The 21,690-nt window shown below is 67.2% G+C and carries 30 protein-coding genes; 2 read left to right on the forward strand and 28 right to left on the reverse strand.

Going from position 1 to position 21,690, the window contains the following annotated elements; translation table 11 throughout:
• Window positions 1–156: 156 nt before the first annotated feature.
• The 25 genes from ACFXGX_RS14390 to ACFXGX_RS14510 form a co-directional block, all read right to left on the reverse strand.
• Window positions 157–813 (reverse strand): adenylate kinase, encoded by a 657-nt coding sequence (locus ACFXGX_RS14390; protein ID WP_384789795.1) that lies wholly within the window; start codon window positions 811–813, stop codon window positions 157–159.
• On the reverse strand, window positions 813–2,126 hold the full coding sequence (gene secY, locus ACFXGX_RS14395; RefSeq protein WP_384789798.1) for a preprotein translocase subunit SecY: 1,314 nt from the start codon (window positions 2,124–2,126) through the stop codon (window positions 813–815). Before secY ends, ACFXGX_RS14390 begins: the two co-directional genes overlap by 1 nt.
• Before the next feature lie 243 nt (window positions 2,127–2,369).
• Window positions 2,370–2,825: a 50S ribosomal protein L15 gene (gene rplO / locus ACFXGX_RS14400; RefSeq protein WP_189190330.1), complete on the reverse strand. Its 456-nt coding sequence runs from the start codon at window positions 2,823–2,825 to the stop codon at window positions 2,370–2,372.
• 2 nt (window positions 2,826–2,827) lie between these two features.
• The gene (rpmD, locus tag ACFXGX_RS14405) at window positions 2,828–3,010 is read right to left on the reverse strand and encodes a 50S ribosomal protein L30 (protein ID WP_055553514.1); all 183 of its coding nucleotides are present in this window, start codon (window positions 3,008–3,010) and stop codon (window positions 2,828–2,830) included.
• On the reverse strand, window positions 3,010–3,612 hold the full coding sequence (gene rpsE / locus ACFXGX_RS14410; protein ID WP_055513610.1) for a 30S ribosomal protein S5: 603 nt from the start codon (window positions 3,610–3,612) through the stop codon (window positions 3,010–3,012). Before rpsE ends, rpmD begins: the two co-directional genes overlap by 1 nt.
• A gap of 66 nt (window positions 3,613–3,678) precedes the next feature.
• Entirely contained in the window at window positions 3,679–4,062 is a 384-nt protein-coding gene (gene rplR, locus ACFXGX_RS14415) for a 50S ribosomal protein L18 (protein ID WP_060901491.1), read from the reverse strand.
• 3 nt (window positions 4,063–4,065) lie between these two features.
• Window positions 4,066–4,605, reverse strand: a complete 540-nt coding sequence (gene rplF / locus ACFXGX_RS14420; protein ID WP_362408516.1) for a 50S ribosomal protein L6 — start codon at window positions 4,603–4,605, stop codon at window positions 4,066–4,068.
• Window positions 4,606–4,626: 21 nt separating this feature from the next.
• On the reverse strand, window positions 4,627–5,025 hold the full coding sequence (rpsH, locus tag ACFXGX_RS14425) for a 30S ribosomal protein S8 (protein WP_261705332.1): 399 nt from the start codon (window positions 5,023–5,025) through the stop codon (window positions 4,627–4,629).
• Between the two features lie 210 nt (window positions 5,026–5,235).
• Window positions 5,236–5,421, reverse strand: a complete 186-nt coding sequence (locus tag ACFXGX_RS14430) for a type Z 30S ribosomal protein S14 (protein WP_261705331.1) — start codon at window positions 5,419–5,421, stop codon at window positions 5,236–5,238.
• A 5-nt stretch (window positions 5,422–5,426) separates the two neighbouring features.
• Window positions 5,427–5,984 (reverse strand): 50S ribosomal protein L5, encoded by a 558-nt coding sequence (gene rplE / locus ACFXGX_RS14435; protein ID WP_355760879.1) that lies wholly within the window; start codon window positions 5,982–5,984, stop codon window positions 5,427–5,429.
• The gene (rplX, locus tag ACFXGX_RS14440; protein ID WP_328449240.1) at window positions 5,984–6,307 is read right to left on the reverse strand and encodes a 50S ribosomal protein L24; all 324 of its coding nucleotides are present in this window, start codon (window positions 6,305–6,307) and stop codon (window positions 5,984–5,986) included. Before rplX ends, rplE begins: the two co-directional genes overlap by 1 nt.
• 2 nt (window positions 6,308–6,309) lie before the next feature.
• Entirely contained in the window at window positions 6,310–6,678 is a 369-nt protein-coding gene (gene rplN, locus ACFXGX_RS14445) for a 50S ribosomal protein L14 (RefSeq protein WP_003998823.1), read from the reverse strand.
• Between the two features lie 100 nt (window positions 6,679–6,778).
• A complete protein-coding gene (gene rpsQ, locus ACFXGX_RS14450) occupies window positions 6,779–7,063 on the reverse strand; it encodes a 30S ribosomal protein S17 (RefSeq protein WP_266761752.1) in 285 nt (94 codons plus the stop codon).
• Entirely contained in the window at window positions 7,063–7,287 is a 225-nt protein-coding gene (gene rpmC / locus ACFXGX_RS14455; RefSeq protein ID WP_003998824.1) for a 50S ribosomal protein L29, read from the reverse strand. Before rpmC ends, rpsQ begins: the two co-directional genes overlap by 1 nt.
• On the reverse strand, window positions 7,287–7,706 hold the full coding sequence (gene rplP / locus ACFXGX_RS14460; protein ID WP_010986348.1) for a 50S ribosomal protein L16: 420 nt from the start codon (window positions 7,704–7,706) through the stop codon (window positions 7,287–7,289). The genes rpmC and rplP overlap by 1 nt, the downstream gene beginning before the upstream one ends.
• Window positions 7,707–7,711: 5 nt before the next feature.
• Window positions 7,712–8,542 carry a 30S ribosomal protein S3 gene (gene rpsC, locus ACFXGX_RS14465; RefSeq protein ID WP_355760872.1) on the reverse strand — a complete coding sequence of 277 codons (831 nt, stop codon included), beginning with the start codon at window positions 8,540–8,542 and terminating at the stop codon, window positions 7,712–7,714.
• On the reverse strand, window positions 8,542–8,889 hold the full coding sequence (rplV, locus tag ACFXGX_RS14470) for a 50S ribosomal protein L22 (protein ID WP_006604878.1): 348 nt from the start codon (window positions 8,887–8,889) through the stop codon (window positions 8,542–8,544). The genes rpsC and rplV overlap by 1 nt, the downstream gene beginning before the upstream one ends.
• Before the next feature lie 42 nt (window positions 8,890–8,931).
• Window positions 8,932–9,213, reverse strand: coding sequence for a 30S ribosomal protein S19 (rpsS, locus tag ACFXGX_RS14475; protein WP_024755409.1), 282 nt, complete (start codon window positions 9,211–9,213; stop codon window positions 8,932–8,934).
• 12 nt (window positions 9,214–9,225) lie between these two features.
• Window positions 9,226–10,062, reverse strand: a complete 837-nt coding sequence (gene rplB, locus ACFXGX_RS14480; RefSeq protein ID WP_153289116.1) for a 50S ribosomal protein L2 — start codon at window positions 10,060–10,062, stop codon at window positions 9,226–9,228.
• Window positions 10,063–10,101: 39 nt separating this feature from the next.
• Window positions 10,102–10,518, reverse strand: a complete 417-nt coding sequence (gene rplW / locus ACFXGX_RS14485) for a 50S ribosomal protein L23 (RefSeq protein WP_189190335.1) — start codon at window positions 10,516–10,518, stop codon at window positions 10,102–10,104.
• A complete protein-coding gene (gene rplD / locus ACFXGX_RS14490; protein ID WP_037627000.1) occupies window positions 10,518–11,174 on the reverse strand; it encodes a 50S ribosomal protein L4 in 657 nt (218 codons plus the stop codon). The genes rplW and rplD overlap by 1 nt, the downstream gene beginning before the upstream one ends.
• Window positions 11,175–11,178: 4 nt before the next feature.
• Window positions 11,179–11,823, reverse strand: coding sequence for a 50S ribosomal protein L3 (gene rplC / locus ACFXGX_RS14495; protein WP_339130939.1), 645 nt, complete (start codon window positions 11,821–11,823; stop codon window positions 11,179–11,181).
• Window positions 11,824–11,840: 17 nt separating this feature from the next.
• A complete protein-coding gene (rpsJ, locus tag ACFXGX_RS14500; protein WP_003948644.1) occupies window positions 11,841–12,149 on the reverse strand; it encodes a 30S ribosomal protein S10 in 309 nt (102 codons plus the stop codon).
• A gap of 470 nt (window positions 12,150–12,619) precedes the next feature.
• A complete protein-coding gene (locus tag ACFXGX_RS14505) occupies window positions 12,620–13,093 on the reverse strand; it encodes a hypothetical protein (RefSeq protein WP_384789814.1) in 474 nt (157 codons plus the stop codon).
• Window positions 13,094–13,117: 24 nt separating this feature from the next.
• The gene (locus tag ACFXGX_RS14510) at window positions 13,118–17,779 is read right to left on the reverse strand and encodes a DUF6531 domain-containing protein (protein WP_384789817.1); all 4,662 of its coding nucleotides are present in this window, start codon (window positions 17,777–17,779) and stop codon (window positions 13,118–13,120) included.
• Window positions 17,780–18,011: 232 nt separating this feature from the next.
• Between ACFXGX_RS14510 and ACFXGX_RS14515 the strand changes: the two genes are divergently transcribed.
• Complete coding sequence (locus ACFXGX_RS14515) at window positions 18,012–19,031, forward strand: hypothetical protein (RefSeq protein ID WP_384789820.1); 1,020 nt, start codon at window positions 18,012–18,014, stop codon at window positions 19,029–19,031.
• An 18-nt stretch (window positions 19,032–19,049) separates the two neighbouring features.
• Here ACFXGX_RS14515 and ACFXGX_RS14520 read toward each other — a convergent pair whose 3' ends face one another.
• From ACFXGX_RS14520 to ACFXGX_RS14530, 3 genes are read right to left on the reverse strand one after another with little or no spacing between them, the layout of a single operon-like run.
• The gene (locus tag ACFXGX_RS14520) at window positions 19,050–19,700 is read right to left on the reverse strand and encodes a hypothetical protein (RefSeq protein WP_384789823.1); all 651 of its coding nucleotides are present in this window, start codon (window positions 19,698–19,700) and stop codon (window positions 19,050–19,052) included.
• Entirely contained in the window at window positions 19,697–19,969 is a 273-nt protein-coding gene (locus ACFXGX_RS14525) for a DUF397 domain-containing protein (RefSeq protein ID WP_384789826.1), read from the reverse strand. Before ACFXGX_RS14525 ends, ACFXGX_RS14520 begins: the two co-directional genes overlap by 4 nt.
• The gene (locus ACFXGX_RS14530; protein ID WP_384789829.1) at window positions 19,966–20,778 is read right to left on the reverse strand and encodes a helix-turn-helix domain-containing protein; all 813 of its coding nucleotides are present in this window, start codon (window positions 20,776–20,778) and stop codon (window positions 19,966–19,968) included. Before ACFXGX_RS14530 ends, ACFXGX_RS14525 begins: the two co-directional genes overlap by 4 nt.
• A 175-nt stretch (window positions 20,779–20,953) precedes the next feature.
• Here ACFXGX_RS14530 and ACFXGX_RS14535 point away from each other — a divergent pair, with 175 nt between their 5' ends.
• Entirely contained in the window at window positions 20,954–21,442 is a 489-nt protein-coding gene (locus tag ACFXGX_RS14535; RefSeq protein WP_384789831.1) for an ATP-binding protein, read from the forward strand.
• Window positions 21,443–21,690 lie beyond the last annotated feature (248 nt).

Below are 21,690 nucleotides of genomic sequence, written 5' to 3' on the forward strand. Positions count from 1 at the left end.
TCGCCGGCCGCCCCCCCCGCGCCCGGCCGCGCCCCCCGCCGGCGCCCCGCGCCAGCCGGGCGCCCGCCCGCGCGGGCCCCCCCCCCCCCGGCCCGATGCGACGTACATCTTCACGCTCCCCGCGGTACGTGCGTACCGCGGAGCGGACCGCGGGGACTAGGCGTCCTCGCGGGCCAGCGCCTCCATCGAGCGCGCCGTGACGTCTTCCACCTTGCCGAGCGCCGGGATCGTGACGACCAGGTTCTGGGCACGGTAGTAGTCGATGATCGGCTCGGTCTGCGTGTGGTAGACCTCCAGCCGCGTACGGACGGTCTCCTCGGAGTCGTCGTCACGCTGGTACAGCTCGCCGCCGCAGACGTCACAGACGCCTTCCTGCTTCGGCGCCTTGTACGACACGTGGAAGACGTGCGAGGAGTCGTTGCGGCAGATGCGACGGCCCGCGATACGGCGGACCACCTCGTCCTCGGGGACCTCCAGGTCCAGCACCGCGTCCAGCTTCATGCTCTCGCTGCTCAGCATCTCGTCCAGCGCCTCGGCCTGCGAGACGTTGCGCGGGAAACCGTCGAGCAGGAAGCCGTTCTCCGCGTCGGGCTGCTCCATGCGGTCCTTGGCCATGGCGATGGTGACCTCGTCCGGTACCAGTTCGCCCTTGTCCATGTAGGACTTCGCCAGCTTGCCGAGCTCCGTCTGCTGAGAGATGTTGGCGCGGAACAGGTCGCCCGTTGAGATGTGCGGGATCGCCAGATTCTTGGCGAGGAACGCGGCCTGCGTTCCCTTCCCGGCACCGGGCGGCCCGACGAGGACGATTCGCATCAGCGGAGGAACCCTTCGTAATTGCGCTGCTGAAGCTGACTCTCGATCTGCTTCACCGTCTCAAGGCCCACACCCACGATGATGAGGATGCTGGTGCCACCGAACGGGAAGTTCTGGTTTGCCCCGAAACCAACCAACGCCACCGTCGGCACGAGAGCGATCAGCCCCAGATACAGCGAACCCGGCCAGGTGATCCGGTTGAGTACGTAGCTGAGGTACTCAGCGGTCGGCCGGCCAGCCCGGATGCCCGGGATGAAGCCACCATACTTCTTCATGTTGTCGGCGACTTCCTCGGGGTTGAACGAGATCGCCACGTAGAAGAACGCGAAGAACACGATCAGAAGGAAGTACATGGTGATGTAAATCGGGTGATCACCCTTGGTCAGGTTGTTCGTGACCCAGGTTTTCCACTCCGAGTTCCCCTTGGAGAACTGGGCGATCAGGCTCGGAATGTAGAGCAGCGAAGACGCGAAGATGACAGGAATCACACCTGCCTGGTTGACCTTCAACGGAATGTAGGTCGAGGTGCCACCGTAGGAACGGCGGCCGATCATGCGCTTCGCGTACTGGACGGGAATCCGGCGCTGCGCCTGCTCGACGAAGACCACCAGACCGACCATGCACAGACCCACGGCGATGACGGTGCCGAACTCGATCCAGCCACCGGCCAGCTTGCCCTGGATCTTGACGGTCCACAGCGCGCTCGGGAAGGTCGCGGCGATCGAGATGAACATCAGGATCGACATGCCGTTGCCGATGCCGCGGTCGGTGATGAGCTCACCGAGCCACATGACGACACAGGTACCGGCGGTCATCGTGACGACCATCGTGATCGTGGTGAAGATCGACTGGTCCGGAACGATCTGGTTGGCCACGGGGCAGCCCGAGAACAGGGCGCCGCTGCGAGCGGTGGCCACGAGGCCCGTGCCCTGCAGGATGGCGAGCGCGACCGTCAGGTAGCGGGTGTACTGCGTGATCTTCGCCGTGCCGGCCGAGCCCTCCTTCTTGAGGGCTTCGAGTCGCGGGATCACCACGGTGAGCAGCTGGAGAATGATGCTCGCCGTGATGTACGGCATGATGCCGAGCGCGAAGATCGTGATCTGCAGCAGCGCGCCGCCACTGAACATGTTGATCAGGCTGAACAGACCGCGGTTCGTGTCGGCCATGTCCATGCACGACTGGACGTTCTTGTAGTCCACGCCGGGGATCGGGATATGGGTACCGACCCGGTAGACCACGATGATGGCGAGCGTGAAGAGCAGCTTTTTGCGCAGGTCGGGCGTCCTGAACGCCCGGGCGAACGCGGTGAGCACGGTGCCTCCTGCGACCCCCGCGCTACCGCGTCCGAGGGTGAGTCTTGAGGTTCGACGGATGACTGACAGCTAACCAACAGTCAAAGCCCGCCCGGAGTTCCCGTGAGGCACGCCGGACGAAAATTAACAGTGCAGGCCACCTTACCGGCGACACTGCCCACCTTGGAACGACCAACCGGGGATGCCCCATATGTGGGGCATCCCCGGTCGGGATCGTTCAGGTCATCGAGACGCCTGCTGAAATCAGACGAGCTCGGTGACGGTACCGCCGGCGGCGGTGATCTTCTCCTTGGCGGAGCCGGAGACGGCGTCGACCGTCACCTGCAGCGCCACGGAGATCTCGCCCTGGCCGAGGACCTTGACGAGGCTGTTCTTGCGAACGGCACCCTTGGCGACGAGACCCTCGACGGTGACCTCGCCACCCTCCGGGTACAGCGCGCCCAGCTTGTCGAGGTTCACGACCTGGAACTCGGTCTTGAACGGGTTGCGGAAGCCCTTCAGCTTCGGAAGACGCATGTGGAGGGGCATCTGGCCACCCTCGAAGCGCTCCGGAACCTGGTAGCGGGCCTTCGTGCCCTTGGTACCACGACCAGCCGTCTTACCCTTCGACGCCTCACCACGACCAACACGGGTCTTTGCGGTCTTGGCGCCCGGGGCGGGACGGAGGTTGTGGATCTTGAGCGGGTTGTTTTCCGCCATGATCAGTCGACCTCCTCGACCGTCACGAGGTGGCGGACGGTGTGAACCATTCCGCGGAACTCGGGGCGGTCCTCCTTGACGACCTGCGTGTTGATGCCCTTGAGACCAAGGGAACGCAGGGTGTCACGGTGGTTCTGCTTGCTGCCGATGTACGACTTCGTCTGCGTGACCTTGAGGCGAGCCATTACGCACCCGCCCCGGCACGTGCACGAAGGAGAGCCGCGGGGGCGACGTCCTCGAGGGGCAGACCACGGCGAGCCGCGATCTCCTCGGGACGCTGCAGGCCCTTGAGGGCCGCCACGGTCGCGTGCACGATGTTGATCGCGTTGGAAGAGCCGAGCGACTTCGACAGGATGTCGTGAACGCCGGCGCACTCCAGGACAGCTCGCACCGGGCCACCGGCGATAACGCCGGTACCGGGGGAAGCAGGCTTGAGCAGGACGACGCCCGCGGCCTTCTCGCCCGTGATCGGGTGCGGGATGGTGCCCTGGATACGGGGGACCTTGAAGAAGTGCTTCTTGGCCTCTTCAACACCCTTGGCGATCGCGGCCGGCACCTCCTTGGCCTTGCCGTAACCGACACCGACGGTGCCGTCACCATCGCCTACCACGACAAGCGCGGTGAAGCTGAAGCGACGACCACCCTTCACAACCTTGGCGACGCGGTTGATCGCGACAACGCGCTCAACGTACGCGGTCTTCTCGGCAGCAGCGCCGCCGTCACGGCCCTTCCGGTCCCGCCGCTCGCCGCCACCGGCACCGCTTCCACGGCGCTGGGGTCCAGCCATTGGATTACCTCTCTCTTTTTCCGCTAGCTACGCAGCGACAATCAAGTCGCTAGCGCGACGGGCGACTCAGAACTTGAGTCCGGCTTCGCGGGCGGCGTCCGCCAGGGCGGCGATGCGCCCGGCGTACTGGTTACCACCACGGTCGAATACGACAGCCTCGACACCGGCAGCCTTGGCGCGCTCGGCGACCAGGGCGCCGACCGACTTCGCCTGAGCCGACTTGTCGGCCTCGCCACCGCGGATCGTGGTGTCCAGGGTCGACGCCGACGCGAGGGTGTGACCCTTAACGTCGTCGATGACCTGGGCCACGATGTGACGGTTGGAGCGCGTCACGACCAGGCGCGGACGCTCAGCCGTACCCGAGATGTGCTTCCGGATGCGGATGTGACGACGCTTGATGGCAGCACGCTTGTAAGCGTCGCCCTTAGCAATCTTGACACCGTATGCCATGGCTTACTTACCCGCCTTTCCGACCTTGCGCCGGACGACTTCGCCCTCGTACTTGACGCCCTTGGCCTTGTACGGGTCGGGCTTGCGCAGCTTGCGGATGTTGGCCGCAACCTCGCCGACCTTCTGCTTGTCGATTCCCTCGACCGAGAAGTGCGTCGGGTTCTCGACCTTGAACGAGATGCCCTCGGGCGCCTCGACCGTGATCGAGTGGCTGTAGCCGAGCGAGAACTCCAGGTTGGAGCCCTTCGCCAGGACGCGGTAACCGACACCGCTGATTTCGAGCTTCTTCACGTAACCCGCGGTCACGCCGGTGATCATGTTCGCCACCAGCGTGCGGGACAGGCCGTGGAGGGCCTTGTTCTGACGCTCGTCGTTCGGGCGGGTGACATTGAGAATGCCGTCCTCGCCCTTGGCGACCTCGATCGGCGCCGCGACGGTGTGGGAGAGGGAGCCCTTGGGGCCCTTCACCTGGACCGTACGGCCGTCGATGGTGACGTCCACGCCGGCGGGAACCGTGATGGGGAGCTTGCCAATACGCGACATAGCTGTTTCCTCCGTTCCCTTCTACCAGACGTAGGCGAGGACTTCTCCGCCTACGCCCTTCTTGCCGGCCTGCTTGTCGGTGAGGAGACCGTGTGACGTGGAGATGATCGCCACGCCGAGGCCACCGAGCACCCTGGGCAGGGAGGTGGACTTCGCGTACACACGCAGACCCGGCTTCGAGATCCGCTTGATGCCCGCGATGGAGCGCTCACGGTTCGGGCCGAACTTCAGCTCGAGGACGAGCTTCTTGCCGACCTCGGCGTCCTCGACCTTCCAGCCGGTGATGAAGCCCTCCTGCTGGAGGATCTCTGCGATGTGCGACTTGATCTTGCTGTGCGGCATCGCGACATCGTCGTGGTACGCCGAGTTCGCGTTACGCAGACGGGTAAGCATGTCTGCGATGGGATCAGTCATGGTCATGAATTGGCCTTCGGCCTCTCTCGCCGGGGTTTCCTGTATGCGCCATCCCTCTCCCCACTCAGTGGCGGGACGGGTGCGGTGCGGGGACCTACGGCGTAGTAAGTCGTCTGGGCGTCAGGCGCCCAACCCTCCTAGCCTAAGCCATGGAGAGATGGGCACCTGACAGAGCCCTTTACTTACCGAGAGTCCTGGATCCCTGAATTACAGGGACTACCAGGAACTCTTGGTCACGCCCGGCAGCTCGCCACGGTGAGCCATCTCACGAAGGCAGATGCGGCACAGGCCGAACTTGCGGTACACGGAGTGCGGACGACCGCAGCGCTGGCAGCGCGTGTAGCCACGCACACCGAACTTGGGCTTACGAGCAGCCTTGGCAATCAGAGCCTTCTTCGCCATCTCGCTTACGCCTCCTTGAAGGGGAAGCCGAGGTGACGGAGAAGGGCGCGGCCCTCAGCGTCGTTGGCCGCCGTGGTCACCACGGTGATGTCCATGCCCCGGGTACGGTCGATCTTGTCCTGGTCGATCTCGTGGAACATGACCTGCTCCGTGAGACCGAAGGTGTAGTTGCCACGGCCGTCGAACTGCTTGGGGGACAGACCACGGAAGTCGCGGATGCGCGGGAGCGCGAGCGACAGGGTGCGGTCCAGGAACTCCCACATGCGGTCGCCACGGAGCGTGACGTGGGCACCGATCGGCTGACCCTCACGCAGCTTGAACTGCGCGATGGACTTGCGGGCCTTGGTGATGGCCGGCTTCTGACCGGTGATCGTGGTCAGGTCACGGACGGCACCGTCCATGAGCTTCGAGTCACGGGCGGCGTCGCCGACACCCATGTTGACCACGATCTTGACGAGGCCCGGCGTCTGCATGACGTTCTCGTAGGAGAACTCTTCCTGCAGCTTCGCCGCGATCTCCTCGCGGTACTTCGTCTTGAGACGCGGAGTGGTGGTGGTAGCCATCAGATGTCCTCACCCGTCCGCTTGGCAACGCGGATCTTGTTGCCCTCTTCGTCGAAGCGGTAACCGACGCGCGTGACGACCTTGTTGCCGTCCTTCTCAACGACCAGCTGGACGTTGGAGACGTGGACGGGCGCCTCGGTCGTGACGATGCCACCGGCCTGAGAACCCTTGGCGGTCGGACCGGCCTTCGTGTGCTTCTTGACCCGGTTGACACCCTCGACCAGGACGCGCTCGTCGCGCGGGTAAGCGGCAATGACCTTGCCCTGCTTGCCCTTGTCCTTACCGGTGATGACCTGAACCAGGTCGCCCTTCTTGATCTTCATGCTTACAGCACCTCCGGCGCGAGCGAGATGATCTTCATGAACTTCTTCTCGCGCAGCTCACGGCCGACGGGGCCGAAGATACGGGTGCCACGAGGGTCGCCGTCGTTCTTCAGAATGACGGCGGCGTTCTCGTCGAAGCGGATGTACGAGCCGTCCGGACGGCGGCGCTCCTTGACGGTGCGAACGATGACAGCCTTGACGACGTCACCCTTCTTCACATTGCCGCCGGGGATCGCGTCCTTGACGGTGGCGACGATCACGTCACCGATGCCCGCGTAGCGGCGACCGGAGCCACCGAGCACACGGATGCAAAGGATTTCCTTCGCACCAGTGTTGTCGGCGACACGCAGTCGCGACTCCTGCTGGATCACGTCTATCTCCTGTTTGTCTGCCGGTTCCCGGGGCGGGGTCGTTCAGCACGACCCCGCCCCGAGCCTGGCGGAACCAACCTCAGGGAAACCCCTGAGGTACTTACTTGGCCTTCTCGAGGATCTCGACGATGCGCCAGCGCTTCGTCGAGGACAGCGGCCGGGTCTCCATCAGGAGGACGCGGTCGCCGACGCCGGCGGCGTTCTGCTCGTCGTGGGCCTTGAGCTTGTTCGTACGGCGGATGACCTTGCCGTACAGCGCGTGCTTCACGCGGTCCTCGACAGCGACGACGACGGTCTTGTCCATCTTGTCGCTGACGACCAGACCCTCACGGGTCTTGCGGAATCCGCGGTCGGTCTTCTGCTCAGTCACGTTGCTCTCGCTCATCAGGCGCTCTCCACCGTCTCGATGCCCAGCTCGCGCTCACGCATCAGGGTGTAGATCCGCGCGATGTCCTTGCGGACGGCCTTGAGCCGACCGTGGTTCTCGAGCTGACCGGTCGCCGCCTGGAAGCGGAGGTTGAACAGCTCTTCCTTGGCTTCGCGGAGCTTCGCGAGAAGCTCCTCGTCACCCAGTTCGCGCAGCTCGGACGCCTTGGTACCGGCCGACATCACGCTTCACCTGCCTCGCGCTTGACGATCCGGCACTTCATCGGCAGCTTGTGGGCTGCGCGAGTGAGGGCCTCACGGGCGATCTTCTCGTTGGGGTAGGACAGTTCGAACATGACCCGGCCCGGGTGCACGTTCGCGATCCACCACTCGGGCGAACCCTTACCGGAACCCATGCGGGTCTCGGCAGGCTTCTTCGTGAGCGGGCGGTCCGGGTAGATGTTGATCCAGACCTTGCCGCCACGCTTGATGTGGCGGGTCATCGCGATACGAGCGGCCTCGATCTGGCGGTTCGTCACGTACGCCGGCGTGAGGGCCTGAATGCCGTACTCGCCGAACGAAACCTGCGTACCGCCCTTGGCCTGACCACGGCGCTTCGGGTGGTGCTGCTTGCGGTGCTTGACCCTACGGGGGATCAGCATGTCGGTCAGGCCTCCGTTCCGGTGCTCTCAGCCGGAGCGGCGGCGGGAGCCTCGGCCTTGGGGGCCTCGGCAGCCGGAGCCTGCTGCGGCTTACGACCGCGACCGCCACGCTCGCCACCGCGGCCACCACGGCCGGCCGGGCGCTCGGCGCCACCACGGGCCGGGCGGTTGCCCGCACGGGCAGCGGCGTTGTCGGCGCGGACCTCGGCGATGTTCTTGACGTCGCCCTTGTAGATCCAGACCTTCACACCGATACGGCCGAAGGTCGTCTTGGCCTCGAAGAAGCCGTAGTCGACGTTCGCGCGGAGCGTGTGCAGGGGCACACGGCCCTCGCGGTAGAACTCCGAGCGGGACATCTCGGCGCCGCCGAGACGGCCACCGCACTGGATCTTGATGCCCTTGGCGCCGGCCTTCATCGTGCCCTGCATGCTCTTACGCATGGCGCGACGGAAGGAGACGCGGGAGGAGAGCTGCTCGGCAACGGCCTGGGCGACGAGCTGAGCATCGGTCTCGGGGCTCTTGACCTCGAGGATGTTCAGCTGGACCTGCTTGCCCGTGAGCTTCTCGAGGTCACCGCGGATGCGGTCGGCCTCGGCGCCACGGCGGCCGATGACGATGCCCGGACGCGCGGTGTGGATGTCCACCCGCACACGGTCACGGGTGCGCTCGATCTCAACCTTCGAGATGCCGGCGCGCTCCATGCCGGACGTCATCATCCGACGGATGGCGACGTCTTCCTTGACGTAGTCCTTGTACAGCTTGTCGGCGTACCAACGGGACTTGAAGTCCGTGGTGATGCCGAGCCGGAACCCATGCGGGTTAACCTTCTGGCCCATTACCGGGTTCCTTCCTTGCTGCTGACGACCACGGTGATGTGGCTGGTCCGCTTGCGGATCCGGTAGGCACGGCCCTGGGCACGCGGCCGGAACCGCTTCAGGGTCGGACCCTCGTCGACGTACGCCTCAGAGATGACAAGGCTGCCGGCGTCGGTGTGGTCGTAGTTGTGCGCGGCGTTGGCGATGGCGCTGTCAAGCACCTTGCCAACCGGCACGCTCGCGGCCTGCGGGGCGAAACGCAGGACCGCCTGAGCCTCCGTGGCATCCATGCCACGGATAAGGTCCACCACTCGGCGGGCCTTCATGGGCGTAACGCGGATGTACCGCGCCTGGGCCCTGGCTTCCATGGTTGTCCTTCCAGTGTCTGTCATGGTCGATTCCACCCCGCGTTAGCGGCGCTTCGACTTCCGGTCGTCCTTGACGTGACCCCGGAAGGTGCGCGTCGGCGAGAACTCGCCGAGCTTGTGGCCGACCATCGACTCGGTGACAAACACCGGGATGTGGGTCTTGCCGTTGTGCACCGCGATCGTGTGGCCGAGCATGGCCGGGATGATCATCGAGCGACGGGACCAGGTCTTGATGACGTTCTTGGTACCGGCTTCGTTCTGTACGTCCACCTTCTTTACAAGGTGTCCGTCGACGAAGGGTCCCTTCTTGAGACTGCGCGGCATCTAAACCCGCTCCTAGCGCTTCTTGTTCGTCTTGCGGCGGCGGACGATGTACTTGTTCGAAGCCTTCTTCGGCGAACGAGTACGACCCTCCTTCTGACCCCACGGGGAGACCGGGTGGCGACCACCGGAGGTCTTGCCCTCACCACCACCGTGCGGGTGGTCAACCGGGTTCATCGCCACACCGCGGACGGACGGGCGAACGCCCAGCCAGCGCTTACGGCCGGCCTTACCCCAGTTGATGTTGCTCTGCTCGGCGTTGCCGACCTCGCCGACCGTGGCGCGGCAGCGCTGGTCGACCAGACGGATCTCGCCGGAAGGCATACGAAGGTGGGCCATCGTGCCCTCCTTCGCGAGCAGCTGCACCGAGGCACCGGCGGAGCGGGCGAACTTGGCGCCGCCACCGGGACGGATCTCGATCGCGTGGATCGTGGTACCGACCGGGATGTTGCGGAGCGCCAGGTTGTTGCCCGGCTTGATGTCGGCCCCAGGACCGTTCTCGACGCGGTCACCCTGCGACAGGTTGCGGGGGGCGAGGATGTAGCGCTTCTCGCCGTCCGCGTAGTGCAGCAGCGCGATGCGCGCGGTGCGGTTGGGGTCGTACTCGATGTGCGCGACCTTCGCCGGCACGCCGTCCTTGTCGTGACGACGGAAGTCGATCACTCGGTAGGCGCGCTTGTGTCCGCCACCCTGGTGGCGAACGGTCACACGACCGGAATTGTTACGGCCGCCCTTGCTGTGCAGGGGGCGAACCAGCGACTTCTCCGGCGTGGACCGCGTGACCTCGACGAAGTCGGCGACGCTGGAGCCACGACGGCCCGGCGTAGTCGGCTTGTACTTGCGGATTCCCATTTCTCAGTCCTCGTCCGATATTCGGACCAGGGCACTCCGTTAGGAGGCCTGGCCGAAGATGTCGATACGGTCGCCCTCAGCGAGGGTCACGATCGCGCGCTTGCTGTCGGCACGCTTGCCGAAGCCCGTCTTGGTGCGCTTGCGCTTGCCCTGACGGTTGATCGTGTTGACCCCGGTGACCTTGACCGAGAAGACCGCCTGGACGGCCTGCTTGATCTGGGTCTTGTTGGCCCGCGGGTCCACGACGAAGGTGTACTTGCCCTCGTCGAGAAGCGCGTAGCTCTTCTCCGAGACGACCGGCTTGAGGAGGACGTCACGGGGATCCGTGAAGCTCTTGCTCAGCGGGGTCTCGACGGTGTTCTTGCCTTCGGCCTCGTGGCGCTTCGCCTTGGCGACGCGCGCGACCTTCTTGGCCTTGGCGGCCTTCGAGGCGATGCTCGGGTGACGCGTAGCCATCAGGCTTCGCTCCCTTCGGTGTCAGCGGCCTGGGGGCCAGACACGAAGGACTCGAAAGCGGCCTGGGTGAAGACCACGTCGTCCGAGACGAGAACGTCGTACGTGTTCAGCTGGCCCGGCTCCAGGATGTGGACCTGGGGCAGGTTGCGCGCGGAAAGCAGCGCGGCCTCGTCGGAGCGCTCGATGACCAGGAGCACGTTCTTGCGCTCGCTGACCTTGCCGAGGAAGCTCTTCGCGGCCTTGGTGGAGGGGGTCTCGCCCTCGATCACGCCGGTGATGACGTGGATGCGAGCGTTGCGGGCCCGGTCGGTGAGGGCGTGGCGCAGGGCCGCGGCCTTCATCTTCTTCGGGGTCCGCTGCGAGTAGTCACGCGGGGTGGGGCCGTGGACGACGCCACCGCCGGCGAACTGCGGCGCGCGGGTCGAACCCTGACGGGCGCGGCCGGTGCCCTTCTGGCGGTAAGGCTTGCGGCCACCACCACGGACCTCGCCACGACGCTTGACCTTGTGCGTGCCCTGACGGGCCGCGGCCAGCTGCGCGACGACAACCTGGTGAAGCAGCGGGATGCTGATCTTCTCGACGTCGAAGATCTCGGCCGGGAGCTCAACAGTCCCGGCGGTGTCGCCGGAGGGCGACAGAATGTCAATGGTGCTCATGTCCTCAGGCCCCCTTGGCCGCGGTACGGACCAGGACGAGGCCGCCGTTCGGACCAGGGATCGCTCCCTTGATGAGGAGCAGGCCCTTCTCCGCGTCAACGGCGTGAACGGTCAGGTTCTGGGTGGTGACCCGCTCGTTGCCCATGCGGCCCGCCATGCGGACGCCCTTGAACACACGGCCCGGGGTGGCACAGCCACCGATGGAGCCGGGGGAGCGGTGCTTGCGCTGGACACCGTGTCCGGCGCCGAGGCCCTTGAAGTTGTGACGCTTCATGACACCGGCGAAGCCCTTGCCCTTGCTGTTGCCGGTCACGTCCACCTTGATGCCGGCCTCGAACACCTCAGCGGTGATCTCCTGGCCGAGGGTGTACTCGCTGGCGTCAGCGGTACGGATCTCGACAAGGTGGCGGCGGGGGGTGACATCGGCCTTCGCGAAGTGGCCCTTGAGGGGCTTGTTCACCTTGCGCGGGTCGATCTCGCCGAACGCGATCTGGACGGACTCGTAGCCGTCGACGTCGTTCGTACGGACCTGGGTCACGACGTTCGGGCCGGCCTTGACGACGGTGACGGGAACAACACGGTTGTTCTCGTCCCACACCTGCGTCATGCCGAGCTTCTCGCCGAGGATGCCCTTGATCTGCTTAGCCATTCTCAGATCACCGATCCCTAGAGCTTGATCTCGATGTCGACACCGGCCGGGAGGTCGAGTCGCATCAGGGAGTCAACGGTCTTGGGCGTGGGGTCGAGGATGTCGATGAGGCGCTTGTGCGTGCGCATCTCGAAGTGCTCGCGAGAATCCTTGTACTTGTGCGGCGACTTGATGACGCAGTACACGTTCTTCTCAGTGGGCAGCGGCACCGGGCCCGCGACCGACGCACCAGTGCGGGTCACCGTCTCGACGATCTTCTTCGCCGAGGAATCGATGACCTCGTGGTCGTAGGCCTTGAGCCGGATGCGGATCTTCTGTCCCGCCATGGCTACTCAGTAGTCCTTTGTCTCGATTAAAACGCTCTGGCACTCGGGGGTTCGCGTTCTGTCTCCGACCCACGCGGTCGGGTGTGTCGCGCTCCTGGCGACAGAGATATCCGTTACGGATTTCCCAGCCAGGGACACGGCTCCGCCCGAAAGCAACCGCAGGACCGGGGGCGAGAACACCCACCGGGCGCCTGGCCTGCACCCCGCTGACACTTCCCGGAAGATTCCCGTACGTCCGCCCCAGTGCTGCCTGACGACAGATTGGGCGACGAGTACTGTGGGACTCGCTTCCAGTCCTCCCGACGAGAGGCGCGCAGCATCGGCACTCGACCGAGCAACCCCGTTAGTTTGCCATACGGGACACCCCCCTGGCCAATCGAGCCGAGGATCGTACCCCTAAGGTGACGCAGATCAAACCCGGCTCGGCCGAACCCGAAACCGTCCCGGGGAAATCCGCTCTTTGATCTGGTTCAACCCCGCGAACGGCGCCGGGCCACCGCGTGCCGGACGTCCTCGATCGCGTCGACGAACAGCATCCGCCAGTACGTCAGCTTGTCCACCACGGCTGTCCGCACCATCTGCCACTTGAACCACAACGGCAGCTTCCGGAACGGCACGAAGTTCAAGGTGTCCCTGATGGCATGCTCGGCGAAAGCGCCCCGGCCCTCAGCTTGCAGCGCTGCGTACAGCTCATCGGTCAGTTCGCCGTTGATCCTTGCCGCCGCGCCCGCCGCGGTGAAGGCCAACGCCCGTTGATTCGGGTCCGTCAGTTGCATCGCTCTGACGATCCGGGGCGACGCTTCGTCCAGCGCGCAGTTGAAGGCCAACCCGATCACCGCTGAACCGAGCGGCCACTCGCCCCGTGCGAAGGCGGCGTCCACCTCTGCGGGGTCGTCGACATGCGACACACCTTCGCCGGTTTCCCAGTCCCATTCGGCCGCCATGAACAGTCTTCCTTCTTTCGCCCGTCAGCCGTTGCACGGGGGCGGGAGCACCTTCTGCTTCTTCTTGTTATTGATCATCTTGGACTTCACGAGCTTGGTGAGGTCGTTCTCCCGGACGCTCTTCGACGGGTACCGGGCCTGCACGTGGCCGTGGTAGATCTCCTTGATGATCTTGCCGTCCTTGTCCGTACGGTACTCGTGCCGATCGAGGACCACGATCTCGTTGTTCACGTGGTCCACACCGAGGCGACGGAATTCGGCCGGGTTGTTCGGGTCGCCCAGGGGAATGGACCGGTCCAGCGCCGCCTGGCCGTCTGCGGGGGCACGACCGATCTCGCCCTTGGCCGACGAATTGCTGCCCGAACCATGCTTGTCGTACGTCGAGTCGTCGTAGATGCGGACCGGCTCGTCGTCCTCGAGGCCGAGCGGGTCGCTCCATCGGAAGGGGTTGCCGACGTACGCGTGATGGTTGGGGGCGGGGTCAAGCCCGAGCGGGTCGGGTGAGAGGTAGCTCGCGGTGTCCGGGTCGTAGTAGCGGGACAGGTTGTAGTGCAGGCCGGTTTCCGGGTCGCGGTACTGGCCGGGAAAGGCGAGTGGGCACAGCCCTCCGCCGTCGCCGGCCAGCGGCCTTCCCCACAGGCTGGTGGCGGCCCGCCAGGCGATCGCGCCGTCCTCGCCGACGAGTTCCCTGGGCGTGCCGACCAGGTCGGTGACGATCGCGTAGAACCGCCTGTCGACGTCGTCCTGGTCCTCGGCCCGCCACCGGCTCCGCACCTGGGCGGCCGCCCGATGGGTGCCCGGCTCCCAGTCCCACGTGTCGGTCTCGACCACGTCGTCACGGAGCGTCCGCTGCTCCGCGAGATTGGTGCCGTCCCAGGTGAAGAGGATCTCTTCGAGGATCGAACCGTCCTCTGCCACACGGAGCTTGGAGGTACGCCGGCCGAGCGCGTCGTAGCGGTACCGCCAGACACCGCTGGTGGGCGTCGCCGCCTCGGTGAGCCGGTCCTCGGCGTCCCAGGTGTACGTCCAGATCCTGCGCAGGCCGGACAGCGTCCGTCGAATGACACGGGCCACCCGCCCTTGGGCATCGTGCTCGTACGCCGTACGGCCCGCCGACTCGACCGTCGTCCCGGAGTGCCGCACCGGGCCCTGGGCGTCCTTCCCGCCGGGGGCCGGATGACTGGCGGCGGTGAGATTGCCGAGGTCGTCATAGGCGTAGGACTCGGTCCACGTCTCGGCCGACACCCGTGTGACGCGACCCGCACGGTCGAGGTCGAACCTGCGGCTGCCGCCGAGCCGGTCGGCGATCCCCGTCAGGTGACCGTCCGCGCGGTAGGCGTAGGAGCGGGACTGGCGCACGTGCGCGCCACCGGTTCCGCCGTCGTCGGCAGTCCCCGACCGGACGATCTGCTCGACGAGCCGGTGGCCCGGGTCCCAGGACTGCGTCAGCGTCGCGGCGGCGCCCAGACCGCGTGCGGTTTCCCGGCCGGCGGCGTCGTGCGTGAAGGTCAGCTCGCCGCCCGCGGTGACGAGAGAGGTGGGCAGGCCCGCGGAATCGTAGGCCCACCGCGACGTCGCGCCGGAGGGCGTGGTGCGCCGTACCCGTCGGCCCAGCGGGTCGTACACACTCGTGACGGTCCGACCGTCGACGGTCTCGGTGACGATCCTGCCCACCGCGTCGTAGCCGTAGGCGACGGTGCTGTCGGGGTTCGAGGCCTCCACCAGGCGCCCCGCCACGTCGTAGCGCAGGAACGTGACCGCGCCGTCGCCGGTGCGCGACTCCACCACACGCCCCTCGGCATCACGGGTCATCCTCACGGTCTGGCCGCTGCCGTTCGCCCGCTCGACCTGGCGGCCGGTCGGGTCGCAGACGTAGGTGAGCGTGCGGCGGTCGAAGTCGGTCTCGGCGACGAGGCAGCCCGCCGCGTCGTAGCGGTAACTCCACTCGTCGCCGAGCGGATTGGTCACGGCGGTGAGCCGCATCTCGGTGTCGTGGGTGAAGAGGTAGCGCGTGCCGTCCGGATCCGTCCTGGCCGTGGGCTTGTCGAACGCCCCGTACTCGAACGCGGTGGTGGAACCGCCCGCGTCGCGGTGCTCGGTGAGGTTGCCCTCCCCGTCGTAGGACCACGTCTCCCTGCCGCCGTCCGCGCGCTCGCGCCACAGCAGCAGGCCCTCGGAGTCCCAGCCCTGGCGGACGGTCCCTCCGACCGGATCGTCGATGCGCACCACACGGCCGTACGCGTCCCTGCGCACGGTGACGACGCTGCCACGCGGATCGACGACCCCCACCGGAAGCCCGGCCCCGTCGCTGTCGTACCGGAACACGTTGCCCAGCGCGTCGGTCTCCGTGGTCCGGCGCCCTTGTTCGTCGTAGGTGTACGAACTCACCGCGCCCAGCGGGTCGGTGGTGGCGAGCAGGTTGCCCCGGTCGTCGTACGTGTACTGCCGGCGAGCCCCGTCGGCTTCCGTGACGGCGACCGGCAGGAGGCCGTCGTACGCCACCTGGACGCCGGTGCCGTCCGGCCGGTCCAGGCGCACCGGCTGACCGTGGTCGTCGAGGGTGAGGCGTGTGGTGTTGCCCAGTTCGTCGGTGCGGGAAAGCAAGTGCCCGTACGCGTCGTACTCGGTGTGCACGGCGAAGCCCAGCGGGTCGACGACACGAGTGAGGTGGAGGTCTTCGTCGTGGTGGTAGTCGGTGCGGTGGCCGAGGCTGTCGGTCATCGTGGTGACGCGCCACGCGTCGTCGTAGGCGAACCGCGCGGACATCGCGCCGTCCTGCCCGGTGCCGCGCACCACGCGGTCGGTGGCGCCCTCGTACGCGTAGCGATACCAGCGATCGTTCCGGTCGGTCCAGGATGTGATGCGGCCGAGTTCGTCGTACGTCAGCCGGTACGGGCGACCGATGGAATCGGCCACCGCGGTGAGATGCCGCTCGGCGTCCTCGTAGAGGTAGGTACGCAGGACCGTGCCGGAGTGCGACCCGGTCACGTCGCCGGTGTCCCCCAGGAGCCGCAGAGCCGTGATCCGGCCGTCCTCGGTGTCGACGGCCAGCCGGTACCCGCCGGAATGGTGGACCGCGACGGGCACACCCTCGGCGGTCCGCCTGAAGTCGATGCGCTGACCGTTGGGGTCGGTGACGGCACGAAGCGGGAGCACGACAGCCGTTCCGCCGCCGGCGCCGGGGGAATCGGGCACGAGCGCGGGCCCGTAGTGCCGGATCAGCCCCGTCAGCGGGTCACTGATCGTGACGGCTCCGCCGGGAGTTCCGTCCCAGGTCAGCGGGCGCCTCGGGCCACGGCTCGGTAGTACGGCGCTGCCGGGCTCGGGCACGGGGTAGACCTGCAGCATGCCGTCCGCGCTCGCGCAGACGGCGCCCTCGGCGTCGAGTTCGAGACGCTCGTCGAAGGTCGACATCCACGCCGGACCGAACCACTGCCCGGATCGGAAACTCGAAACGTGGTGGCGCTCTATCGCCAGGGGGAGCAGGCCCGGAAGACGGACATCCGTATGGGACATCAGCATCTCGCCGGTGATCATGTCCACGGGGTCGCCGCCCTTGCACCGGCCCTCCATGGCCTTGCCCGCCTTGGCCTCGTCCCCGGCTCCCGACCGCAGCCCCTTGAAGAGATCCTTCATGTACTGGGCGCCGTTCTTGCCCAGCCCCCGAGCCGCCAGGCTCATCCCCTTGAGCCCTGCCCTGAGGCCCTTCATCGCCTCCAGGCCGCCCTTGAGGCCCTTGGCCAGACCGCCGAGGGTGGTGAGCCCCTTCATGCCGGGTATGCAGTCCAGCGCCGCGAAGCCCACGTCCCACAGGGACGCCTGGCCCTTCGCGTATTTGTTGAGCGTGTCGGCGAGGACGACCAGCGCGGCGATCAGCACGATCGCGCCGAGGATCGGCCCTCCGATGATCATCGCGATGATGCCCAGCACGGCGACGACGACCTTGCACACCGTGACGATGGTGTCCCAGTTGTCGGAGAACCAGTCCCCGACCTCCTCCCACCACTTCCGGTTGTGGATCCCGGCGTCCGAGGCCTCGTCGATCTTCGACTTCGCGTCCCGCGCCGCCTCCTCCCGCATCTTGCGGGCGTCCGCGGCCATCTTCTTCGCCGCGTCCAGCGCGCCGCTCGCGTCCGTCACGTCCGACTGGGCGCTGGTCCGCGCCGACTTGGCGTGCTGCGCGTCCCTCGTGGCGGCGCGGACCTTCGCCTCGTCCGGCTTCTCGGTGTCCTTGCTGCCGGTCGGATCGTCCTTGTACTTGTCCGCTTCCTTGTTGGCCCGCCCGACCCACGAATCAGCCGACGAGAGACGGGACTTGGCCGACGTCAGATCGGCCTGCGCCTCCCGCCCCTTCGCGAGCGCCTTGTCCGCCAGCGCCTGCGCCCGCTCCAGCTTCGGCCAGTAGTCCCCGAGCGCGTCCCCCGCCATCTCGTACGACTTCTTCAGCTTCTTCAACTGCTTCGGCACACCCGAGAACTCGGACTGGAACGCCTCCGCCGACTTCCCCGCCCATTGCAGAACCGCGTCCTCGTCCGCCATCCCCTTGATCAGCCGCAACGCGTCCGACACGTCATCGGCGAAATCGAGCAGATCCTTCGACAGCTTCCGCACCCGGTCCGGATCACCCGGCGTCGGATCCTTGTCCAGATCCAGCACATGCCAGTCACCCGGCCGATTCCCCGCCATGCCGCAACCCCCGTCACGCCCGCCTCAACAACACCCGTACGCACGAGCGAACTTACAGGGAACACCGGTTTGGTACGACGACCGCGACGCGGAATGGAATCAGGGACGGGGCCGACCCATGGCACCGCGACCACGGAACCGCTTCTGCCGGCGTCACCGAGACCGATCCGGCCGGGGTCCATGCATCACTTCCCCTGATCACAGCGCCGGTTGGGGCCGTAGCCTCGTCCTCATGTCCCGCACCACTCCCCCGCGGCCCCTCGACGTCACCGCGCTGTTCCCCGAGCTCGCACCGCTGGCTCGTACCGCCGTGCGGTTGCATCCGCGTCCGGGTGCGCCGACGGTCGCGGACAGTTCGATCGGCGGTCCCCTGCTGTGGCCCGCCGACGAGCCGTGGCCGACCTGCGCGGACCACGACGCGCCCACGCACCGCGGTCTCGTCCCCGACGACGTACGGCAGCGGCGGCGCATCCTCGCCGACGCCTGGACCCGGCCGCGCGCGGAGGGAGCGGACCTGCTCACCGCGGAGGAGCGCGTGATCGTCGACCGGGCGGGAGCCAAGGAGCCGATACCGCAGGACGGCCCGGTCCCGCTCATCCCCGTGGCCCAGCTCTACGCCGCCGACATCCCCGCGCTGCCCCGCCCGGCCGGCACCGACCTGCTCCAGGTGCTCTGGTGCCCGTTCGACCACGACGAGGACCACCTCCCCGCCGCCGAGCTGTACTGGCGGGCCTCCGCCGCCGTCACCGACCCGCTCCCCGCGGCCCCCGACCCCTCGGTGATCGGCAACAGCGACTACCTGCCCGAGCCCTGCCTGCTCCACCCCGAGACGGTCACCGAGTACCCGGCCCCGCACGAACTGCCCGAGGAACTGGCGGACCGGATCGAGGCGTGGGAGGAGGAACAGAACCCGGACGCCGAGGACGGCATCGAGGTCGTCGACTACCAGTACGACCTCAGCGTCGCCCCCGGCTGCAAGCTCGGCGGCCACGGCCCCTGGAGCTTCAGCGACCCGTTCCCGATGTCCTGCCCCGAGTGCGGCTCGGACGTGCGCCCCCTGCTCACCGTCGACGGCTCCGAATGGGACGGCGGCACCGGGAGCTGGCGCCCCCTGGAGGACGCCGGCTACGACGGCCTGCACTTCCTCGGCCCGGCCTGCGCCACCCGGCTCGACATCGGCCGCAGCTACAGCATGCAGATCTACGTGTGCGTGGCCTCGTACGACCATCCGCACGTGCAGAACATGCAGTAGCCGGTCTCCGGGCGGACCTCAGAGCGGCGCGAGCAACCGCTCCAGTTCCGCGTCGTACGCCCTGTATCCCGCCTTGCCGTACTCCGGCGCACCGGAGTCCGGACGCAGGGTGCCCGGCAGACGGGCCACCCGCCACATACGGAACACGCCCTCCGGAGCGCTGCGCCCGGCGTCGCCCACGAGCTCACAGGCGATACGGGTGACCCCGGCCGCCAGGTCCCCGCCCTCCTCGGCGTCCACCCCGGCCGCGATGCCGGCGGTCACCAAGGCGTCCAGCAGGTTGACCAGTTGGAGGTCCGCGCCCATCCGGCACATCCGGCGCACCATCGGCGGAGCCGCCAGATACGCGGGGTCGTCCGCCGACTCCGGGTCCCAGGTGATGCCCGCCGACCAGAGCAGCATGAACGGCGCCTCGACCGGGTGCTCGCGCAGGTACCCCAGCTCGTCCGAGATGGCCATGACAGGGTCGTCGAACCGACCGATCGTCCGGACCGCCGCCATGATCCGGGCGATGTCCTCGCCCCTGGGCGTCAGGAATGCCTCCACCGAGGCCTCTGCCAGATCCCAGGTACCGGTGTGGTTCACCGCGCCGATCTCGACGATTCCGCCCAGGGCGGCGAACACGGTACGGGCGTAGCTCTGCGGGTGGATCTCCGCTCCCCCGGTCAACTCTGAGCGGCGAACCCGACGAACGCCGTCCAGGCCGCGGGGGCCATGGCCAGCCGGGCGCCGCCCGGGTTCTTGGAGTCTCGGATGTGGATCGTGGTGGGGGTGGGGGCCATTTCGACGCAGTCACTGGGGTTGCTGCTGTCGCTGTAGCTGCTCTTGCGCCACTCCAGAGCGACTTCGACACAGTCGCCGGCTTCGCTGCTGCTGCTGTAGCTGCTCTTGAACCACATCAGCCCCGAGGGGTTCTCGGGGGAGGTCACATGGATCATGTCTCTCCCAGCACTTGCTCGATGAAGGTCAACGACTCCCTCGGGGTGAGGGCTTGGGCCCTGATGATGCCGTACCTCAATTCGAGAATCCGGAGCTGCCTCGGGTCAGAGACCGGGCGCCCGTTGAACTCGTCGTCGGTACGTCCCACTGCCGTGCCGTCCCCGAACTTCAGCACCTGAATCCGCCCAGCCGCACCCGGATGATCGGCTCGCGCAATGGGCATCACTTGGAGCTCGACATGCGTCAACTGAGCTACCTCCAGCAGGTGTTCGAGCTGCCGCCGGAGCACCATTGTGCCTCCGACCGGACGACGCAGGGTCACCTCTTCCTGTACGAAGCTGAATTCCGGCGCGGGCGAGCGGTCAAAAACGGACTGCCTGGCCGTGCGCGCGGCCACAGCCCGTTCCAACTCATCCTGCGACAGCGTGGGCCTCCATGTGCCGAACAGTGCCCGCGCGTACTCCTCCGTCTGCAACAACCCATGGATGTTGTGGTTGCTGTACAGCAGCAGCTCGACCGCCCGCTCCTCCAGCATCTTCAGCTCGCGGATCTTCTTCGGGTACCGGGCCTTCTCCATGTCCTCCTTGAACGCCCGGAGACGTCCGCCCGCGTGCAGGACGTCGTCCGCGCGGTCCAGGAAGTCCGCCCGGGGAATCCGGGCGCCGCGCTCCACCTTGCGGACCAGGTCCTCCCCGTACCCGATGGCCCGCCCGAACTCGACCACCCGCATCCCGGCCGCCTCCCGCCAGAGCCTGACCTGGCGACCGGTCGCCTCGACCACCGGGGCGATCTCGTCCTCGGGGCTCACGTCCCACCCCGGCTCGTCCGCGCTCTCATTGCTCACACCCACCCACCTCCAACGCCCACCGTTCCCGTACGACACCCAGGACAGCCGGGACAGATCAGGACAACGACCGGACAATGCCGGTACGCACCGGCGTCTTCGCAGCTCACCGTAGGCGGGGTCGGACACGCTGAGTGACGTGAATCAGGAAACCGCCGGGCTCGAAGCCCAACGCGTCGAACCCGTCCGCAACTTCAGCGTGCTGCTGTCCCCCACGCCACGCGGCGCCCGTCTGGGGAGGCTGCTGGCGACCGAACAACTCCGCGCCTGGGGGTTGCCGTTGAGTCCGGCGGACCAGATCGTCGCCGAGCTCGCGACCAACGCGGCGACGCACGGCCGGGTACCGGGACGGGACTTCCGCCTCACGCTGTACGTCGTCGGCGACACCCTCCGCATCGAGGTGACGGACACCGTGGGTGACCGGCTTCCCCGACTCGGTGTGCCAGGGGCCGACATCGAGTCGGGCCGCGGCCTGCTCCTCGTGAACGCGTTCGCGGACCGTTGGGGCGTGACACCAGGGCCCACCCCGCGCAAGACCGTCTGGGCCGAACTGTCGCTCGCGTCAGAGGGATCCGCCCCGGCACCCACCGGATCGCGGAATGTCACGGTGTCGCACCCGAGGCCGTGAGAGCCGCGCTGACCTCGGGCCCGCCCCGGGAGCCGCTGCGACACCCGGCGGGCGTCACTGCAGACGCCGGTCCGGTCTCCCGGAGGCCGCCTGGCTTGGATCGGGACGAAGCCTTCGACTTTCGCGGCGCCGGCCCGGGGCACGGCGAAGGGGGCCGGAGCCCCGGGCCCGTGTCGACAACCCCGAGCCGCGGACGGTGCCGCGGGAGGACCCGGCCGGGGTCAACAACTCCAACCACACCCAACCGC

It is taken from the genome of Streptomyces sp. NPDC059371 (assembly GCF_042751995.1).
Classification (GTDB): Bacteria; Actinomycetota; Actinomycetes; order Streptomycetales; family Streptomycetaceae; genus Streptomyces.

Excerpts from the sequence above, each read along its gene's own strand:
- ACFXGX_RS14390 (WP_384789795.1), bottom strand. The coding sequence starts at position 813 with ATGCGAATCGTCCTCGTCGGGCCGCCCGGTGCCGGGAAGGGAACGCAG.
- rplO (WP_189190330.1), bottom strand. The coding sequence starts at position 2,825 with ATGGCGGAAAACAACCCGCTCAAGATCCACAACCTCCGTCCCGCCCCG.
- rpmD (WP_055553514.1), bottom strand. The coding sequence starts at position 3,010 with ATGGCTCGCCTCAAGGTCACGCAGACGAAGTCGTACATCGGCAGCAAG.
- rpsE (WP_055513610.1), bottom strand. The coding sequence starts at position 3,612 with ATGGCTGGACCCCAGCGCCGTGGAAGCGGTGCCGGTGGCGGCGAGCGG.
- rplR (WP_060901491.1), bottom strand. The coding sequence starts at position 4,062 with ATGGCATACGGTGTCAAGATTGCTAAGGGCGACGCTTACAAGCGTGCT.
- rplF (WP_362408516.1), bottom strand. The coding sequence starts at position 4,605 with ATGTCGCGTATTGGCAAGCTCCCCATCACGGTTCCCGCCGGCGTGGAC.
- rpsH (WP_261705332.1), bottom strand. The coding sequence starts at position 5,025 with ATGACCATGACTGATCCCATCGCAGACATGCTTACCCGTCTGCGTAAC.
- ACFXGX_RS14430 (WP_261705331.1), bottom strand. The coding sequence starts at position 5,421 with ATGGCGAAGAAGGCTCTGATTGCCAAGGCTGCTCGTAAGCCCAAGTTC.
- rplE (WP_355760879.1), bottom strand. The coding sequence starts at position 5,984 with ATGGCTACCACCACCACTCCGCGTCTCAAGACGAAGTACCGCGAGGAG.
- rplX (WP_328449240.1), bottom strand. The coding sequence starts at position 6,307 with ATGAAGATCAAGAAGGGCGACCTGGTTCAGGTCATCACCGGTAAGGAC.
- rpsQ (WP_266761752.1), bottom strand. The coding sequence starts at position 7,063 with ATGAGCGAGAGCAACGTGACTGAGCAGAAGACCGACCGCGGATTCCGC.
- rpmC (WP_003998824.1), bottom strand. The coding sequence starts at position 7,287 with ATGTCGGCCGGTACCAAGGCGTCCGAGCTGCGCGAACTGGGTGACGAG.
- rplP (WP_010986348.1), bottom strand. The coding sequence starts at position 7,706 with ATGCTGATCCCCCGTAGGGTCAAGCACCGCAAGCAGCACCACCCGAAG.
- rpsC (WP_355760872.1), bottom strand. The coding sequence starts at position 8,542 with ATGGGCCAGAAGGTTAACCCGCATGGGTTCCGGCTCGGCATCACCACG.
- rplV (WP_006604878.1), bottom strand. The coding sequence starts at position 8,889 with ATGGAAGCCAGGGCCCAGGCGCGGTACATCCGCGTTACGCCCATGAAG.
- rpsS (WP_024755409.1), bottom strand. The coding sequence starts at position 9,213 with ATGCCGCGCAGTCTCAAGAAGGGACCCTTCGTCGACGGACACCTTGTA.
- rplB (WP_153289116.1), bottom strand. The coding sequence starts at position 10,062 with ATGGGAATCCGCAAGTACAAGCCGACTACGCCGGGCCGTCGTGGCTCC.
- rplW (WP_189190335.1), bottom strand. The coding sequence starts at position 10,518 with ATGGCTACGCGTCACCCGAGCATCGCCTCGAAGGCCGCCAAGGCCAAG.
- rplD (WP_037627000.1), bottom strand. The coding sequence starts at position 11,174 with ATGAGCACCATTGACATTCTGTCGCCCTCCGGCGACACCGCCGGGACT.
- rplC (WP_339130939.1), bottom strand. The coding sequence starts at position 11,823 with ATGGCTAAGCAGATCAAGGGCATCCTCGGCGAGAAGCTCGGCATGACG.
- rpsJ (WP_003948644.1), bottom strand. The coding sequence starts at position 12,149 with ATGGCGGGACAGAAGATCCGCATCCGGCTCAAGGCCTACGACCACGAG.
- ACFXGX_RS14505 (WP_384789814.1), bottom strand. The coding sequence starts at position 13,093 with ATGGCGGCCGAATGGGACTGGGAAACCGGCGAAGGTGTGTCGCATGTC.
- ACFXGX_RS14510 (WP_384789817.1), bottom strand. The coding sequence starts at position 17,779 with ATGGCGGGGAATCGGCCGGGTGACTGGCATGTGCTGGATCTGGACAAG.
- ACFXGX_RS14515 (WP_384789820.1), top strand. The coding sequence starts at position 18,012 with ATGTCCCGCACCACTCCCCCGCGGCCCCTCGACGTCACCGCGCTGTTC.
- ACFXGX_RS14525 (WP_384789826.1), bottom strand. The coding sequence starts at position 19,969 with ATGATCCATGTGACCTCCCCCGAGAACCCCTCGGGGCTGATGTGGTTC.